This is a genomic window from Dyella choica (assembly GCF_003977665.1).
Lineage (GTDB): Bacteria > Pseudomonadota > Gammaproteobacteria > Xanthomonadales > Rhodanobacteraceae > Dyella_B > Dyella_B choica.
On sequence record NZ_RYYV01000005.1, the window covers coordinates 329,857 to 348,225 of the forward strand.

At 63.4% G+C, this 18,369-nt stretch carries 8 protein-coding genes; 4 read left to right on the plus strand and 4 right to left on the minus strand.

Translation table 11 applies throughout. The features are described from left to right. Window positions 1-65: 65 nt before the first annotated feature. From EKH80_RS09085 to EKH80_RS09100, 4 genes are all read right to left on the minus strand, one after another. Window positions 66-3,848 carry a translocation/assembly module TamB domain-containing protein gene (locus EKH80_RS09085; RefSeq protein ID WP_126684407.1) on the minus strand — a complete coding sequence of 1,261 codons (3,783 nt, stop codon included), beginning with the start codon at window positions 3,846-3,848 and terminating at the stop codon, window positions 66-68. Window positions 3,849-3,858: 10 nt separating this feature from the next. Further along, a complete protein-coding gene (locus tag EKH80_RS09090; RefSeq protein ID WP_126684408.1) occupies window positions 3,859-5,622 on the minus strand; it encodes an autotransporter assembly complex protein TamA in 1,764 nt (587 codons plus the stop codon). Between the two features lie 113 nt (window positions 5,623-5,735). Then, entirely contained in the window at window positions 5,736-8,297 is a 2,562-nt protein-coding gene (locus tag EKH80_RS09095) for a glycosyltransferase family 2 protein (protein WP_126684466.1), read from the minus strand. A gap of 270 nt (window positions 8,298-8,567) precedes the next feature. Continuing rightward, on the minus strand, window positions 8,568-9,035 hold the full coding sequence (locus tag EKH80_RS09100; protein WP_126684409.1) for a Dps family protein: 468 nt from the start codon (window positions 9,033-9,035) through the stop codon (window positions 8,568-8,570). A gap of 113 nt (window positions 9,036-9,148) precedes the next feature. Here EKH80_RS09100 and hrpA point away from each other — a divergent pair, with 113 nt between their 5' ends. The 4 genes from hrpA to EKH80_RS09120 all read left to right on the plus strand — a co-directional run bounded on the left by hrpA (window position 9,149) and on the right by EKH80_RS09120 (window position 18,158). Beyond that, window positions 9,149-13,147: an ATP-dependent RNA helicase HrpA gene (gene hrpA, locus EKH80_RS09105; RefSeq protein WP_126684410.1), complete on the plus strand. Its 3,999-nt coding sequence runs from the start codon at window positions 9,149-9,151 to the stop codon at window positions 13,145-13,147. Window positions 13,148-13,259: 112 nt separating this feature from the next. Next, window positions 13,260-15,389, plus strand: a complete 2,130-nt coding sequence (locus EKH80_RS09110) for a RelA/SpoT family protein (protein ID WP_126684411.1) — start codon at window positions 13,260-13,262, stop codon at window positions 15,387-15,389. Window positions 15,390-15,573: 184 nt separating this feature from the next. Then, the gene (locus EKH80_RS09115) at window positions 15,574-17,319 is read left to right on the plus strand and encodes a hypothetical protein (RefSeq protein ID WP_126684412.1); all 1,746 of its coding nucleotides are present in this window, start codon (window positions 15,574-15,576) and stop codon (window positions 17,317-17,319) included. Continuing rightward, window positions 17,316-18,158 carry an SDR family oxidoreductase gene (locus tag EKH80_RS09120; RefSeq protein ID WP_126684413.1) on the plus strand — a complete coding sequence of 281 codons (843 nt, stop codon included), beginning with the start codon at window positions 17,316-17,318 and terminating at the stop codon, window positions 18,156-18,158. The genes EKH80_RS09115 and EKH80_RS09120 overlap by 4 nt, the downstream gene beginning before the upstream one ends. Window positions 18,159-18,369 lie beyond the last annotated feature (211 nt).

Genomic DNA, 18,369 nt, shown 5'->3' on the forward strand with positions numbered 1-18,369 from the left:
CAGCCTACGCCCCCAACTTACATATTGCGGAGCCTCCTAGCGTGCAGACCCAATATAAAGGGTCATTATTTCTCGATCCGATAGTTAAGGCTCGCACGATTGAAATCGGTGGCGTTTTGCGCTTCGAAATTCCAGCGCCGGCTCAGGCGATAGCGCAGTGTGATCACCTGGCCGGGTTCGAACAAGCCGATGCCATAACTGAGATAAAGCCGTGGCGAAAGGTATTTGCCGACGGTGAAGGCGGAGCTGCCATTCAACGCTTCGCTGCTGCTTACACCGATATCTTCGATTCCAAGCTTGCTGCCGATGCTCTTGGCAAGCAGGTTGCCGGTGGCTGAGCCGAGCGCCTGCGCGGCCTTGCTCACCATGCTGCTTTCGCCGCCGCTGCTCACTTGCGAAATGGGCTTGCCGGTAACCAGATAGGAGAGCGCATCGGATTGATCCATCAGCGGATTGGAGAACACGGTAAGAACAGGCCGCTTCGCGGTGCCGGTGATCTGCAGCCCCACCTGCTGGCCTTCGTTGATGGTGGCATTGGGCTGCAGGTTGCGGATGGCCTTGAGGTTGAGGCCGGGGTTGTCGATCGGCGTGCTGGCGAACAGCAGTTGGCCTTGCTGGATCACAAGGTTTTGCCCGTAGGCTTGGTACGTGCCGCTGACGGTCACTTGACCTTGTCCGGTGGTAGGCCGACCGGGGTGTTCGTCCACGGTGATCACGCCGCCAAGTCGGCCGTCCAGGCCCATGCCGGCCAGATGCGCATGCTGGCCGAGATCGACTTTGATCGACGCGTTGATCAAAGTCGATCCACTGCTGGCAGCGGATTGAGGCTCATCTAACACGACTACGTCAGGCGATGCCTTGTTGACGCCGCCACCCGGCAGCTTGTCGAGATTCACGTCGGCACTGTCCAGCCGTACGGAACCGGTAGCCTGAATGCCCTGCGCATCATGACGCACCATGAGATCCGGTGTAAGCGCAACTTTGGCCGCAGGAATATCGATGACGGTGACATCACTGCCCTTCAACGTGATGGCAGTGGGCGTTTGCGCATCCAGTCCTGACGTCCCACTGATGGCAAGCGTGCCCTTGCCGGATTGCACGCTGCCGTCGATGTTCAGCACTCGCGCATCAGTCGTGCTGGCAGCGAGGCGACCGCCGGTAAGTTTCAGGCCTGCGTCGGGCACTTCGGCGGCAAAACCGTCAATGCCGGCCTGGCCGGTGACGGCAGGTGCAGTGAGCGTTCCGCCGAGCTTGAAATCGCCGTCGATGCGGCCTTTCACGTTGGCAAGGTCGTCTGAGAACAAGCTGATGAAGGCGAGATCGCCCAGATGCAGGCTGACTTGGCCGCCGAGCGCTTGCTGTGTACCGGTAATCGCAACCTGGCCGTCCAGGCGGCCGTTGCCATTGATCGCAGCGTGCACAGTCGCCAGTTGGTTGCCCGGGGCGAGCGTGGCGCTCAGCGCGAGATCCTCGTACGACAGCAGCGGCTGATCAGGATGCTCGTTGTACGTGATGCGGCCCTGCGAAGAAGTGATGGATGCATTGCCGGTCAGCACCCCTGTTGCCGTGCGCCTGATCCTGCCGCTTCCCTCCAGCGTGCCATCGGCGCTGATCGGCATTTCGGTGCGACCGGTGGCGCTGGCAATCAGGGCCACCGGTACTGCGTGCAGGCGATAACCGGCATCGATGTTGCCGGCCTTGTCCATGTCGCCGCTGGCGCAAAGCAAAGGTTCTCCAGCGCTAAGGCACAGCTCGCCAAGGCTCGCGGCGCCATGGTTCCAGGCCAGCTTCGTCGCCTGTTGCAATCGCCAGCGCGGCAAGGCTTGCACGTCCAGTGTGAGCGAGGAGAGCGTGCCGTTCCAGTTTCCGCCTTTGACCGCGCCGTTGAGCGCAAACGAGGTGGAAAGCTGGCCGCCTTGCGCATCGAGCATGAGCTGATGTTGGGTCGAGGTACCTTGGCCACTCAAATGGATCTGCTTGAACGCCAGGCCGGCCAGTTCGGCGCCGACCGCATTCAACTGCAGCTTGCCGCCAATGCTGGTAATGTCGGGCAGGTCGGCCTGCAGTTGAAACTGCTGCACACGCTGTTTGTCCCAGGTCAGCGCTTGGCCCTGCAATGTGCCGCCAACTGCCAATTCGGGATACTTGCCGCGCACAAGGAATTGGCCATTGAGCGCGCCGGATGCTTGCGGCAACCAGTCGTTCAAGGAAGCGATGGTGAGCGTCACACTGGCATCATTGCGCTGCCCCGCTCGCGCCTGCACTTTCACGCTGCTGCTGCCGGATGCGAGGTCAAGCGTGCCATCCACCACCTGGTTCGCCGACAAGTGCAGATGACCGGCGCCACGCAGCTGGCGTTGACGCAATTGTCCTTGCAGTTTGCGCAAGTCGAGCGTCGCTTCAGGTCCGTTCTGCGGGAGTTTGCCTTGCGTGGTGAGATCGGTATCCAGCGAACCTTGCCAACCGGCAAAAAGTTGGCCGGGATCGAACTTGCTGGCATGCGCCTCAAGCTGCCAGGCAAGATCAGGTTGCAAGGTGATCTTGCCCTGAGCGGTAAGGCTGCCTTGTGGCTGTAGGAGGCTCAACGTCTGCAACCGGATGTACCGCGGCGTTCCCTCCAGATTGAGCGCGAGCTTGGCTAGCTTGCCAGACGGACCGATCGTCACGTTGCCCTCGGCGTGATACGCGTCGGCGCTGCCTTTTGCCGCGAGACGCCCTTCACTGTCGAGCGCCTGGCCGATCAAGTCAGCCGGCAATTCCACGCCCCTCCAGTCGATGGCCAGATCCGCACTCAGCGGATGCACGTTGAGCTGGACGGTACCAGCGGCGTGGACTATGCCTTTGATCTGCGGCGAAGCGATTTGCAGCTGCTGCAAAGTCAGTTGTTTGAAATCCTGGTCGAGGATGGCCCGCATGGGCAGCAGCAGCACGCGATAGGCGTTGAGATCGAGCTGGCCGCTAAGCGTGCCGCCTTGCTGGTCGCCACTCCCTTGCAGGTCTGCGCCCATGCGCGCGATCGAAGTGCTGCCGAGCAGGGGCCTGGGATCGAAGGGCGGTACTTCGAGTTTGCTGGTCCAGGCGTTGTTCCTGTTCTGATCCAGTTCGAGCTGCCAGTGCGCCTTCATGGGCCGGGTCAGGCTGAGCCGGGATCGCGCATGGCGGCCATCGCCTTGCGCGTCCAACGTGCCGACGTATTCGTTCTCGCCAATTTTCCATACGACATCCGCATGGCCCTTGCCGCGATAGCGGCGGCCGGTGCCGAGCTGTCCGACAAGGTCGACGTGTCCTGCGGGCGCACGCAGGGCCAGCTTGCCTACCTCGATACCGCCGTTGGTCCAGCTGCCGGAAAGATCAAGCTGGTCGGCAGCAAACAAGGGCTTGCCATCCCGCTTGATCGTCACCGGGCCGACGTGCATGCGATCCAGCGTCAGCGCGATGGGCGGTTTCAGTGAGAACGGGCCGGATGACGAAGTGTTTTCCTGCGCGGCGGGCAATGCAACATCCACGCGCTCCACACGGAGGTCAAGCACATGCACATGCCGGTAGAGCAGGGTGTTGATATTCCAATCCAGATGCGTGCCTGTGATGAGAACGTCAGTGCCCTTGCCATCGTCGTAGCTCAGCCGCGAGATATCGATGGGGCCGATCAGGCGGCCTTCTGCCTGCTGCGCCTGCAGCGCACCGTGAGTAAAGCTCTGTGCTCGCGACAATGCGAAGCGCAAACCGGAACCGGTGCATAGCAGCCAGCCCAGGCCGCTCGATGCAAGAACCACGACCGAGACCAGCACAATGCCCGTAATGCGCAGCCAGCGGCGGCGAAGACGAGGTGCGGCTTGTGCTGCATTCATGCCATTCGCCTCACAGATCCGGTCCGATCACGAGGTGCAATTCCACGCCGTGGCGTTGGGCATCGTTGATGGGCGTGCCGACGTCCACGCGAATCATGCCGACGGGTGAACGCCAGCGTACGCCGATACCGGTGCCGATTTTGGGATGTACGCGGGTACCGCTGAAGGCATTGCCGGCATCGACGAAACTGGCGATGCCCCAGCGCGGTGTGAAGTAGTGCTCCAGGGTGGCGCTGCCGATCACCAGGTTGTCGCCGCCGATCACTCGGCCGTAGCTGTTCTTGGGGCCGATGGCCTGATACGTGTAGCCGCGAATCGATTGATCGCCGCCGGCGAAGAAGCGCAACTGCGGCGGCAGGGCCTCGAAATGGTTGGTCCATACGTGCCCAAGGTCTCCGCGCAGGATCAGGCGATTGCTGCGCCAGAATCCGCGTATCCATTTTCCGCTGGCGGTCAGCTCGCTGAAGCGTGCGGTGGAAAACAGGTCTCCAGCCGTGCTGCGCATGTCCAAATTCAGCGACCAGCCGCGGTGCACGAAGTCGAGGTTGTCCGCCACCTTCCGGCTCAACGAGCCTTCCGCGTAAATCAGAGTGCTGCGACCATGCTCCACGCCCGGCGTGCTTTCCGGTTCATCCGAACGCTTGCCGACGTCGAACGTGCCCGTCAGCGCATGCACGCCCACGGTGCGCACCCATTCGTGCCACAGCTCGCTTTCGTTGGCGACCAGCTCAAGCGTGCGCGACTGCGAGGTCACGGTATTCGCATCGCGGAAATTTACGCCGAAATTGACGCTACGCTGATTGTCGCCGGGCAACGGAATGGTGTATTGGCTGGAGAGTGTTTTCAGCCTCTGCGCCAGCACGATGTCGTTCTTCCACTTATGGCCGTAGCTGTTCACCCAGCGGTATTCCAAGCCGCCGCGTATGCCGATACCGGTATCGGTACCCACGAACAGGCCGCTGGTGTAGATCCTGCGCTTGGCGGGCGCCAACTGCACCTTGACGTCGACCACACCGTCCTGGGCGGTGGGGATTTCGGGCATTACGTTGACCACCGAGAAATAGTCGGCGTTATTCAAGGCCTGCTGCAGGCCGAGCAATTGGTTCTGGTCGAAGTAGTCGCCGGGCTTGAAGGGAACATAGCGCTGCAGGAAGTCTGGCTGGAACTGCGAGCCTTCGAAGCGCACCGCGCCGTAGCGGTAACGGCGGCCCACATCCCAGGCCAGATGGATGGCCGCGCTGTGCTCGCCCCGATTCACCTCGACGCGGCGCACAGTGAGCTTCGCATCAAGATAGCCGTTGGCGGCCAGGGCGTTGTTCAAGGCATCGCGAGCGGAGTCGTAGGCAGCGTCATCCAGGCGTTGATCCTTGAGTTTTTCAATGCCGCGGCGCGCGGCGCGGATGGGGCGCAGTGCGGCGGCGGCGGGATCTAGCCGAAGATCGATGGACGTAACCTTCACCGGTTGGCCGGGGGCGATGTGCAGGGTAACGCGCCAGTCCTTGCCGGACTGTCCGATTTTGCCGGTGACGTGCGCATCGTAGTAGCCGTACGGCCGTAGCGCGTTGCCGACTTCCGCGTCGGCACGGTCGTAGAGACGGTGCACCTGTGCTTCGCTCACTTCGCGTGCGGCATATTGCGAAAGACCTACGCCTGCGACGACGGCAGCCTTGAGCGGATCATCCACGCCATCCACGACGAGCTGCACCCCGGCATGGCTCAGAGCGGGAACCATCAGCAGCGGGAGCAGGCTCAGGTAGCGGCGGATCCGGCGCATCCGTCAGGGTTCCATCCTCGGCTGGGCATCGCAAGTGCAGAAGCGTAGGCTGGGATGGTAATCCCAGCATCGTGAAGCCGAGTAAAGCTGGGATGCCCATCCCAGCCTACCCATTAGCCGGCCTTATCGCCTGAACGGTGTGCAATCCATGCGCCCACCAACGCCGAAAAATACGGAATCGACTGCGCGGCCAGGATGAATATCCACAGCTGGCCCTCCGTGAAGTGCGCCGCGGTGCTCTTAGCCATGCCAATGACGCACAGCAGGAGCGCGATGAACATCAGCATTTCCTCGCGTACTGGCGTGAAGGCGGCGAAGTTGCTGCCACCGAGGCGGCGGCTCTTGGCGGTGACCACGAACGAGGTCTTCTTGCGCGTAAGGCCATGCAGGATGCCGCGCGCGATGGCGTGGCTCAAGCTCATGCTGGCCAGCGAGGCCATGATGGTGTCGTACCAACTGCAAGGCACGCGCACACGGTACAGCACCACGCCGAAGATCGCCTTGGCAAAGAAGAAGCCGATCACCGGAATCAGGAACAGCTGCATCGGCAGGCTGAAGAATTGCGGCAGGCCCACCATGCCTGCGGTCCAGAAGATCGCCATCAGCGTAAAGAGCAGGTGCAGCGCGTCGGCAAACCAGCTGAACCAGCCGGTGAGGAAGTGGAAGCGCTGGCCGCTGGAGAGCGGGCCTTTCCTGGTCATCCAGCTCCAGCGGCCTTTCAGGATCTGCATCGCGCCGAAGGCCCAGCGGTAGCGCTGGCTCTTGTAGGCCTTGAAGTCGGCAGGCGTGAGGCCCTTGCCCATCAGTTCGTCAACATAGACCAGGTCGTAGCCGGCATGCATCAAGCGCAGGCCGAGTTCGGCGTCTTCGCAGATGGTCCATTCCGACCAGCCGCCGGTGCCTTCCAGCGCCGAGCGGCGCACCATGGTCATGGTGCCGTGCTGGATGATCGCGTTGCGCTCGTTGCGGTGATGCATGCCGATGCGGAAGAAACCGTCGTATTCCCACGCGGTCATGCGGCGGAAGCGATTGTGCTCGAAGTCGCGATGGGCTTGCGGGCATTGCACCACCGCCACTTTCGGATCGTGGAAATAGCCGGTGAGCGTGCTGAGCCAGTCCTTGCGCACCACATAGTCGGCATCGATCACCGCCACCACGTCGGCCTTCGGGCTGGTTTCCTTCAGGCCGAAGTTCAGCGCACCGGCCTTGAAGCCGGGCCACGGCTCCAGGTGGAAGAAGCGGAATTTCGATCCCAGCTTCTCGCAGTATTCCTGCACCGGCTTCCAGATCGCCGGGTCCTTGGTGTTGTTGTCGATCACCAGCACTTCGAAGTTTTCATACTCAAGCGCGGCGAGCGAATCGAGCGTGACGATGACCATCTCCGGCGGCTCGTTGTAGCAAGCCAGATGGATGGAGACGAAGGGCTGCTTTTCCTGGCTGTCCGGCGGCAGCAGCTCGGCGTGGCGAATCCATCGACGCCGCCACAACACCTCCGTGAACTCGAAGCCGTTGATCAGCAGGATCGCGAGGATCGCCACCTGCGCGGGGAACAGCAGCACCAGCATGCTCCAGTCCACCCAGCTCAGGTAGAAATTGAACGGCAGCGTCACCGACCACACGATCAGGCCGCAGGCAAGCTGGATCAGCATGTCGAAGAACAGCCGGCCCATCAGCTTGAAGCGGCTGAAGCGGATGCCGAACCAGACCATCGGAAGCAGCGCCAGCAGGCTCGCAGCCAGCGCTTTCCACGGCCAGCCGGTATCTTCCGTCACCGGGCCGGTGAAGGGGAATTTCAGCTGGCGATCCGCATTGAACACGCCCCAGTAGGCGCCGGTGCGGCCTTCGCCCAGGCCTTCCTTCCACGGTTGGTCGAAGGCTTCGAAGAGATAGTAGTCGACGTTGTGGCGCTTGGCCCAGATCAGCCACTGGCGATCGAAGATGGCTTCGTCGGAAATGGACGGATAGGCGTGCTCGCGGTGGTCACCATTGGAGGGCCAGCCTATTTCGCCCACGACCACAAGCTTGTTGGGGAATCGTTGCTTGATTGCCAGGTAGGCGTCTTCGGCCTGCCTGACGGCGCCCTGGTCTTCGCCCCGGACCCGCTGGGGAGAAACGGCAACGCCGTTCCAGAACGGGAACAGGTGGATGGTGATGTAATCCACGTGATCGGCCAGTTCCGGGTACTTCAGCCAGATGTAGTCCGGCTCGGCGATCGACACCGGCTGGTGAATGTGTGCGCGTGCCCGGTCGAGGTACGTGATCATCTTGTCGACGGGCAGATCGTTGCGGAACAGCACTTCGTTGCCGATCACCACGCGCTCGATGGTGTCCGGATAGCGCCGCGACAGGGCGGTTAGCGCGTCCAGTTCCTTCTCGTTGTGCTCCAACCGGGTGTCGATCTCCGCGCCGGCCATCATCTTCAGCCCCTCTTTCTGGGCCAAGCGGAACGCCTGCGGATTCACTACCGTGGAATAGGTACGGATGCGACCCGTGTACTGATGCAGCAGCTTCAGGTCGCCAGCGATCTCATCATCGCTGGGAAAGCTCTGGTTGAACGGGTTCTGGTAGCGCTGGAACAATGATACGGAAAAGCCGCTGATCTGCCCGTGCCAGTCTTCCGGACCATGCGGGCGGTTGCCCCACCACCACAGGCCGATGTTCAACGCCGCAACCATGAGTGCCAGCAGGATGGCGGCGATGATTGAGGATGGGCCGGCTTTGGTTGGAGTGGGTCTGGCGCTCAAGAAAATCCCCGCGGTTCACCTCTCTCGAGGTATACGAAACTCACGGAGCTTAACCAATTCACGGCGGGTGGCTCAATAAATTGCGGTTGGGGTGGTCAGCCGAAGGTCAGGGGGTGCCTTCGCGCCGATACGCGGGCTGGGGCGCTGACCCCAGCATCGGCATCTATACAGTACCCGATGGTGGGGCTGCCCCGAATGCCATCACTTCAACAACGACCGCAACATCCATGCGGTCTTCTCATGCGCCTTCAGGCGGCCGGTGGCCATGTCCACGCTGCCTTCGTCGCCCGCCGCCTCGGCCGCCTTGATCACTTCGCGCGCCGTCACGGCGGCAATCTCATGGCCCGCCACCAGCTGGTTCACCATGTCTTTCCAGTCCGGTACGCCGGGTTCTTCCTGGATCGTAGTGAGCTTGCCGAACTGGCTGTAGGAGCCCGGCGCGAACACATCCAGCACGCGGATGCGCTCGGCCACTTCGTCCGCGGCCAGCCACAATTCGTTGTACTGGGTCTCGAACATGGTGTGCAGGCTGTTGAAGTGGGGGCCGGTCACGTTCCAGTGGAAGCTGTGGCTTTTCAGGTACAGCGAATAGGTGTCGGCCAGCAGCTTGGAAAGCTGCCTGGCAATGGTGTCCCGATCCTGCCGGGCAATGCCGATGCTGGTATCCATCATGCGCTCCTTTGATCTGTCGAATCTGGAGTCGAGCTTAGCCAGCCGTGCACAGACGGGGAAATGAATAATGCGGATGCCGCCGATAGATACGGGCTATCATATGCGGCTCCATGAGCGATCCGAAGCCCGATACTCCTTCCGCTTCCCCGGAAACCCGATTGCCAGCGCTGCGCAAGTCGCTGGACGCCGTCTCCAGCCGCGACTTCGGCCGGCTGCTGGGCCGCTGGCGCAGTCTGTCGCGTCGTCCGGATGCGAGGAAACTGGAAGCCCTCGCTGCCGACATTGCCGCATCGGCCCAGCGGAGGCAGCGGCGCGCGCAAAGCAAGCCGGAAATCCGCCTGGACGAATCGCTGCCGATCACTGCGCGCGCCGATGAGATCGTCAAGCTGATCCGCGACCACCAGGTGGTGGTGATCGCGGGCGAGACCGGTTCGGGCAAGACCACGCAGTTGCCCAAGCTGTGCCTGGCGGCGGGACGCGGCGAAGCCGGCATGATCGGCTGCACGCAGCCGCGCCGCCTCGCTGCGCGTTCCGTGGCCAGGCGCGTGGCAGAAGAACTGGGCACGCAACTGGGTGACAAGGTCGGCTTCCAGGTGCGCTTTACGGATCAGGTCTCAGAGCAGAGCCTGGTCAAGTTCATGACCGACGGCATCCTGTTGGCCGAAACGCAGAACGATCCGTGGCTGTCGACTTACGACACCCTCATTATCGATGAGGCGCACGAGCGTAGCCTCAATATCGATTTCCTGCTCGGCTACCTCAAGCGCCTGACCACCAAGCGGCCGGAGCTGAAGATCATCGTCACCTCCGCCACCATCGACACCGCACGTTTCGCCGAGCACTTCGGCGATGCGCCGGTGGTCTCGGTGGAAGGGCGCACCTATCCGGTGGAGGTGCGCTGGCGTTCCGGGGAGGAGGTCGCTGCGCGCCGCAATCAGCGCAACGCAGATTTGCAGCAGGGCAGCGCGGAACATATCGCCGCCGTGCTGGACGAAATCACCCACGACGACCCGCGTGGCGACGTGCTGGTGTTCATGCCCGGCGAACGCGAAATACGCGATGCGCATCTGTTGCTGTCTCGGCGGCAATACCGTGAAACGGAAATCCTGCCGCTGTACGCACGCTTGTCCGCGCACGACCAGGATCGCGTGTTCAAGCCCGGGCCAAAGCGGCGCGTGGTGCTGGCCACCAATGTGGCGGAAACTTCGCTGACCGTGCCCCGCATACGCTATGTGGTAGACACCGGCAGTGCGCGCGTAAAACGCTACAGCCAGCGCAGCCAGCTCGAACGCCTGCACGTGGAGCCCATTTCGCAGGCCGCAGCCGACCAGCGTAAAGGCCGTTGCGGCCGCGTTGGCCCCGGCATCTGCTATCGCTTGTATGACGAAGGCGATTACGCATCGCGCGCCGCCTATACCGACCCCGAATTGCTGCGTTCTTCGCTCGCGAACGTGATCCTGCGCATGCTGTCGCTGCAGCTGGGCGAGGTGGACGAATTTCCGTTCCTCGAAGCGCCCGACGTCCGCGTGGTGGCGGATGGCTACCGGCGCCTTGCCGAGATCGGCGCGATTGACGAGCAGCGGCAGCTGTCCAGCACCGGGCGCACCTTGTCCCGCCTGCCGATCGATGTGCAGCTCGCGCGTATGCTGGTCGAGGCACACAAGCTCGGCAGCCTGCGCGAGTTGCTGGTGCTGGTGGCTTTCCTCAGCATCCAGGATCCGCGCGAGCGCCCCGCTGATGCACGCCAGCAGGCGGATGCGGCGCATGCGGCTTTCGCCGATCCCAAGTCGGATTTCATCGGTGTGCTTAACCTGTGGCGCGAATACGACAGTGCGCACGGGGAACTGACTCAGTCGAAATTGCGCGACTGGTGTTCGCGGCACTTCCTGAGCTTCCTGCGCATGCGTGAGTGGCGTGAGCTGCATCGCCAGCTGTTGCTGGTGGCGCAAGAAATCTGGGGAACCGGGAACAGGGAGCGAGAGTCGGGCAAGAGCGCCCAGTCCCATGCCGAGCGGCCCGAACCCGGCGACAAGAGCAGGAATACAGGAGAGACCAAGGATCCCCGGTCCCCGTTTCCCGACCATCAATACGAGGCCATCCACCGCAGCCTGCTCGCCGGTCTTCCCACCCAGGTCGGGAGCAAGGACGAAAAGGGCATCTACCGCGGCACGCGTGAGCGCCGTTTCCAGGTGTTCCCTGGCTCCGCCCTAGCCAAGACGCCGCCCAACTGGATCTTTGCCGCGCAAATCCTGGATATCGGCGGTCGCGTATGGGGCATGATGTGCGCGCGCGTCGAGCCGCTGTGGATCGAGCAGCAGGCCGCGCATCTCCTGCGCAGCAGCTGCCGCGACGCTCACTGGTCGCGCAAGCGCGGGACCGTGGTGGCGTACGAACAGGTGAGCTTGTTCGGGCTTGTACTGGTCGAGCGCCGGCCGGTGACTTTCCAGCAACAAGATCCTGCGCTCGCCCATGAGATATTCCTGCGTGAAGCACTTGCTCGTTGCGACATCCAGGCGCGCGCGGATTTTGTGCGCGCCAATCAACGAGTACTTGAAGACGCCCGCGGTGTCGAAGCACGCCAGCGCCGCGAAGGCCTGATCCGCCACGAAGACGAACTGGTGGATTTTTTCCGCGGCAAGCTGGCGCAAGAGATCGCCAACAGCCGTGCGCTGGATGCCTGGTATCGCAGCGCGCGTCCTACGGAGCAGGCAGCGCTGCGCTGGTCGATCGATGACGTCATGGCTGCTGGTGCGGGCCTGGACCCGAGGGCGTTTCCTGCCGCGCTGGAGCTGCCGCCGCAGCGTTACCGCCTGGAATATCGCTTTGTGCCAGGTGATGAAGCTGACGGCGTCACGCTGCATCTGCCGCTAGCGATGCTCAACGCATTGCCGGCCGCTCGCTGCGAATGGCTGGTGCCTGGCCTGCTGGGCGACAAGGTGGCCGAGTTGATCCGCGGTTTGCCCAAGGCACTGCGCCGCAACTTCGTACCGGCGCCGGATTTCGCGCGTGCCTTCGTGGAGGCGGAAGCACCGAGGGATGAACCGCTGGCCAAGGTGCTTGCTGGTTTCCTGCGCCGTGCGACAGGCGTGGAGGTTGAGGCGGGCGATTTCGTGCAGATCGAACTTGCGCCACATTTTGCGATGCGTTTCCGCTTGCACGATGAGAACGGACGAACGCTTGCCACAGGGCGCGAGCTGGCAGGCTTGCGCAACCAGTGGGAGGGGCCGGCACGCGAAGCGTTTTCGCGCAAGACCGACATTGAGCTTACGCGCGAAGACGTGACGAGCTGGGATTTCGAGGAAATCCCGCAACAAGTTCGCTCCGAAGGCGGTTTGCTGGCATTTCCAGCACTGGTCGATCTGGGCGAGGCCGTGGCGCTGCGCGTGTTCGAACGTCGGGACGAAGCGCTGGCTGCACACGTAAAGGGTGTGGAACGCCTGCTGCGCAATGCACTTGTCACTGACATCAAGCAGGCGCGTCGACGTCTGCCGATCTCCCATCCCATTTCCCTGAAATATGCGCCGCTGGGCAGCGTGGACGGCTTGCGCGAGGACTTGGTGGAAGGCGGCGTCCGTGATCTGCTTGCCACGCAAGACCTGAATGCGCGCAGCGCCACCACGTTCGAGCTGTTGCGTACGCACTTCGCACGCGAATTGTTCGCGGCAGCAGTATGCCGGCTCAAACTGGCCGAACCGATCATCGAGGCGCAAGCCGACATGAAGCCCTGGCTGCAGCCGCCGTTGATCGGATTCGCCCGCGCCAGCTACGACGATTTGCGTGAGCAGATTGATGGCTTGCTTGGGCCGGGCTTCTTGTGCGAGCTGTCGACGGTGCGGCTTGCCCACTTTCCGCGTTATCTGAAAGCGATGCGCCTGCGTGCCGAACGTCTGCGCCAGGATCCTGCCAGGGATCAGCAGCGCCTGCTGCAGGTCCTGCCGTATTGGCGCGAATGCCTCAAGCACCGCGCCGCCGGCGATGAAGGACTGGACGAATTGCGCTGGCTGATCGAGGAGTGGCGGGTGTCGCTGTTCGCACAGGAACTGAAGACGGCCGAGCCGGTGTCGGTGAAGCGACTGGCGAAAGCACTCGAAGCCCTGCGCAACTCATAGGCTGGGATGGCAGTCGTAGGCTAGGTTGCGAAACCCAGCATCGCCATGCATGCAATACGCGATGCCGGGATTAGCATCCCAGCCAACGTGCTTGCGCTATGCTCCCAACACAATGGTTCACGCTATCACCACTCCAGGGCACTTGGCGGCGTGGCAGTCACGGGCCGGCAGCTTGCCCCCCGTACTGGCCGACGCTCTGGAGCTGTGCGCGCAAAACGGCGTGAACGAGCTCGAGTGCGGCGATGTGCTGGACCTGCTTGCCATGCTCGGTTGCGATGCACATACCCAGGCGGCCGCGTTGTGGTTCGAGATCGGACGCACGCATCCGTTGGTATGGGAGCAGCGCGCAGCTTCCTTGCCGGAAGAATTGCAGCGGCTGGTCGCTGGCCAGGTGGCGGCTGAGCGGGTATGGGCACTGCATGCACAGCGGCCGCCGCAGGGCGGTTCCGAAGGCTTGCGGCGCCTGTTGCTGGCGATCATTCGTGACGTGCGTGTGGTGTTCATTCTGCTTTCGCGCCAGCTGGCGCGCATGCGCGCGGCCGCCACCCTGCCGGAAGGCGAGCGGCAGGAACTGGCGCGGCTCACCCGCGACATCCATGCACCGCTCGCCAACCGGCTCGGCATTTGGCAGCTGAAGTGGGAGCTGGAAGACCTCGCCTTTCGCTACCTGCAGCCGGACACGTACAAACGCATCGCCAAGCTGCTGGACGAACGTCGCAGCGATCGCGAACACTTCATTCGTGAGACGCTGGCCGCACTGGGCAAAGCGTTACGCACGGCGGGCATCAAGTCCGACCTGGCAGGACGTCCCAAGCACATATACTCCATCTGGAAGAAGATGCAGCGCAAAGCCGTGGAGTTCTCCGATCTCTACGATATCCGCGCCGTACGCATCCTCGTCGACAGTGTGGCCGATTGCTATGGGGCACTCGGCATCGTGCATTCCCTGTGGCCGCATCTGCCCGGCGAGTTCGACGATTACGTGGCGCGCCCCAAGAGCAATGGCTATCGCTCGTTGCATACCGCCGTGGTCGGCCCGCATGGCAAGACGCTGGAAGTGCAGATCCGCACGCACGACATGCATCGCGCCAATGAGCTGGGGGTGGCAGCGCATTGGCGTTACAAGGAAGGTGGCAGCGGCGACGCGGATTTCGAGGCGAAGATCGCCTGGATGCGCAAGCTGCTCGAGCCGCGTAGCGACGATGGCGAGCTGGCGGCAGAACTGCAGACCGAGCTGCACGAAGATCGCGTCTACGTGCTCACGCCCAGGGGCGAGGTGGTCGACTTGCCACGCGGCGCCACCGTGCTCGATTTCGCCTATCACGTGCATACCGAGGTAGGTCACCGCTGCCGCGGCGCCAAGGTCAACGGGCGCATCGTGCAGCTGACGCATCAGCCGCACAGCGGCGATCGCGTGGAAATCCTCACCGCCAAGGTGGCCGAACCGCGGCGTGACTGGCTTTCGCCGCATCATGGCTATCTGCATACCAGCCGCGCGCGTGACAAGGTGCGCGCATGGTTCCGGCGCAGTGCGCACGAAGCCAATCTCGCGGCGGGCCGCGCGTTGCTGGAGCGCGAGCTGAAACGACTGGCGCTGCCTGAGGCGGATCCGTCCAAGCTGCCAGCGTTGTTTCACTTGCAGACGCTGGACGAATTACTGGTCGCACTCGCCTTGGGCGAGATCAGCTTGGGGCAGGTGGCGCGGGTACTGCAGGAGTCGCAACAGCCATCCGAGCCGCTGCTGCCCAGCGTGCCGCTTCCGGCGACGCGTCCCACCGTGCTCGATCACAGCGCCATCACGATCGAGGGCGTGGGCAATTTGCTCACCGCGCTGGCCAAATGCTGCCAGCCGCTGCCGGGCGACCCGGTGCGCGGTTTCATCACGCGCACCAAGGGAGTTTCGGTGCATCGCGCAAACTGCGCCAGCCTGGCGCGGCTGGCGCGGCGTGACCCGGAGCGGGTGATCGAGGTGAGCTGGGGGCAGGCTGGCGCGCAGGCCTATGAGGTCACCATCCAGCTCAACGGCTACGATCGCAAGGGATTGCAGAAGGACGTGGTGGGTGTGATCAGCAACGCCAGCATCAACATCATCGCCTCCAACAGCCGGCTGTTCCCGCGTAGCGGGGAGGTGGAGATGCGGTACACCTTGCGCGTGCGGGATTTCGAGCAGCTCTCGGCCCTGCTGGATCGGCTGGCGGCGCTGCCGAATGTGGTGGAAGCGCATAGGATTGGGACAGGTTGAAACGGGGAACAGGGGGGGCAGGGAATGGAATAGGACCCGAATCAGGTCCATGGCGTTCCAAGTGAGCTGCTTACGCTATCCCCCGTTACCCGTTCTCCGCCTTCCTGAACGCAACTTTTCGCTCCCCGCGCCTGCCTTCGACGCAATGCTAAGCTGAACACCTTGATCTGCTAGCCCACGAGCCATGAGCGGAAACCGCGACTTGAACGATCCGGGCCACAACGGCAACGGCCGTACCGAACCGAAGCTGGGTAACTTGGAAGACTTGCATCGGCCACCTGCAGCCGCGCCCGATGACGGCCTGCCGAAAATCAAGGTGGAGCCCGAGTATCGCCGTGACGTATCGGCCGGCAAAAGTCCTTACAGAAAGCACAATTGGTTCCTGCCGGCACTTATCGTCGTGCTGGCGGCGGCGATCGGTGGGCTGTGGTTCAACCAGACGCGCTTGCGCAGCCTGGTGCCGCGCACCGATTTCGACGACGTGTTGCATCGTGCGCAGGTCGCCTTGCAGCAGGGGCATCTGGATGGTACCGACGGCACCAGCGCCCGCGAGCTGTTCGAGGCTGCCCGTGGGCTGGAACCCGACAACGACGCCACGCGGCAAGGCCTTAACCAGGTCGGCCGCGCGGAAATAGCACGCGCGGATGCGGCCTTGCACGCGGGCAAGATCGATGAAGCCACGCAAGCGCTGACCAACGCGCGCGAACTGCTCGGCGGCGGCAACGACGTGGATCGCCTTACGCAGGCGCTTGCCAAGGCGCAGGTATCATCCGGGCAGACGGATACCTTGATCGCGCAGGCGCAGCAGGCGTTCAGCCAGAACCGGCTGGACGGTCCGGATGGAGCGGCCGCGCTTTACCAGCGTGTGCTGGCGGCTGAACCGGATAACGCGGTCGCACGGCATGGCATGGATCAGGTCGGTGACGCGGCGGCAGCGCAAGTCCAGAAAGCGTTGAGCGCTAACGACATGGCGACGGCTTCCGCCGGCATCGATCGCCTTGCGGCCATGTTGCCCAACTACGCTCAGTTGCCGACCTTGCGTGCATCGTTGTCGGCCCTGCAAACCCAGACCAATGGCGCCCTTGCGGACGCGATCAACCAAGGGAATGATGCCTTGCGCGCGGGGCGCATTGCCGGTGACGGCAACGACACCGCGCTGGCGCATTTCAAGGCGGCGCTGGCGATCGATCCGAACAATGCACCGGCGAAAGCGGGGATTGGACAGGTTGCCCAGGCGCTGGTGGTGCAGGCCGATGCAGCCATCGATGCGGGCGATGCCGATCATGCGCGGCAACTGCTGGATGAGGCCGATGCGCTAGCTCCCGGTTCGGCGGACCTGGTCGCCGCGCGGGCACGCCTGGGACAGCCGCCGGTTCCCGCCATAGCGTCATCGTCCGCCACCAGCAACGCAAGTTCAGGTGCAAAGCCGCAGGAGATCACGCAACCGAAGGACGACACCGCGGCTTCACCGACAGTGCACCTCACGGGCGCACAGGAAGTCCAGGTCGCCGACCTGGTAAGCCGCGCCAGGCAGGCTACGTCACGCGGCAATATCATGTCGCCTCCCGGAGATTGCGCGTACGACCTCTATCGCGGCGCACTCGCCATCGACGGCAACAACCCGGGAGCATTGGCTGGCCTGCAAGCGCTGCCCGGCGAAGTGCAGCAACAATTCAACCAGGCGTTGCGAGGCGGCAGCCTGAGCAAGGCCGGTGACCTGCTCAACGCACTCGACAACCTCGAACCGGGCAACGCGGCGATCGCCATTTCGCGCCAGCGCCTGGCGTATGCATGGATCGACCAGGCCGAGCAGCAATTCGATAGCGGCGATCGCAACAACGCCGCCGTTTCACTGGCACAGGGGCGCCGGCTGCTCCCCGACGATCCGCGGGTGCGGGAACTCGCTGCGCGCATGCAGGGCAGCCGATGACGGTACTGTTGTTCGGAGGCAGCAGCCAGATCGGGCATTACCTGCTGCCGTTGCTTGCTGCCCGGGATGAGCCTGTGGTGGCGCTGAGCCGCGAGGCGCGCGCATCTGTACCAGGCGTGACCTGGCTGAACGGGCATCTGCCGGATGGCGTGCCTGCCATCGAAGACGTTTCGGCCATTTTCAGCATGGGTCCCTTGCAACGGTTCGTAAGCTGGTTGAACCAGGCTGCGTTGCTGCATGCGCCGCGCGTGATTGCATTCAGCTCGATGAGTGCCGAAAGCAAGCGCGCTTCGGAGGTGCCGGCCGAGCGGGACCTCTCGCAATTGCTTCGCGACAGCGAGGCCGCGTTGGCCGAGGCCTGCGCCAGGCACGGCAGTGCGTGGACTGTGCTGCGTCCCACGCTTGTCTATGGCGCAGGGCTGGACAAGAGCCTGACCCCGATTGCCCATCGCGCGATGCGCTTGAGAGTGTTTCCGTTGCCGGCGGGCCAGGGCATGCGTCAACCGGTGCATGCGCAGGATCTGGCCCGCGCAGCGCTCGCGGCGCTGGATAACCCGGTCGCGGCGGGCAGGATCCTCGCCATCGGTGGCGGCGAACGGCTGACGGCAGGCGAGATGTTTGCACGCGTGCGGGCCAGTTTGCCGGTGGATACCTTGCCGCTGCCGTTGCCGGCCTGGTTGTTGCGCATGGCTCGGCGCGGTGTGGGAAAGTTGCGCGGACCGCTGAGTCGCCTGGAGGCAGACCTCATCGCCGACAATACGGAGATGACGCGATTGCTGGGCATACAGCCGCGGCCGTTCCGGCCGGATGCGGAGTGCTGGGGGCGCAGGTTGGGGTAGAGCCCCAGCCCCGCCCTGCCAACCATCGCGCCATGTTGGGGCTTGCACCCCGGTATCGCTGGCGGGGAAGGTGGCGGTCAGGTGAAAACCCCTGAAATGCCCCGCCCATGCCACCAAGCAGCCTCTGATCATTCCTACGTGACCGGCATGATGTCCAATAGGCCGCAAGGTGAGGGCTCCCAGGCCAGGTGGCGTTCATCCGGCCGCCGGG

Coding starts and splice junctions, on each gene's coding strand:
- EKH80_RS09085 (WP_126684407.1), bottom strand. CDS start 3,848: ATGAATGCAGCACAAGCCGCACCTCGTCTTCGCCGCCGCTGGCTGCGC.
- EKH80_RS09090 (WP_126684408.1), bottom strand. CDS start 5,622: ATGCGCCGGATCCGCCGCTACCTGAGCCTGCTCCCGCTGCTGATGGTT.
- EKH80_RS09095 (WP_126684466.1), bottom strand. CDS start 8,297: ATGGTTGCGGCGTTGAACATCGGCCTGTGGTGGTGGGGCAACCGCCCG.
- EKH80_RS09100 (WP_126684409.1), bottom strand. CDS start 9,035: ATGGATACCAGCATCGGCATTGCCCGGCAGGATCGGGACACCATTGCC.
- hrpA (WP_126684410.1), top strand. CDS start 9,149: ATGAGCGATCCGAAGCCCGATACTCCTTCCGCTTCCCCGGAAACCCGA.
- EKH80_RS09110 (WP_126684411.1), top strand. CDS start 13,260: ATGGTTCACGCTATCACCACTCCAGGGCACTTGGCGGCGTGGCAGTCA.
- EKH80_RS09115 (WP_126684412.1), top strand. CDS start 15,574: ATGAGCGGAAACCGCGACTTGAACGATCCGGGCCACAACGGCAACGGC.
- EKH80_RS09120 (WP_126684413.1), top strand. CDS start 17,316: ATGACGGTACTGTTGTTCGGAGGCAGCAGCCAGATCGGGCATTACCTG.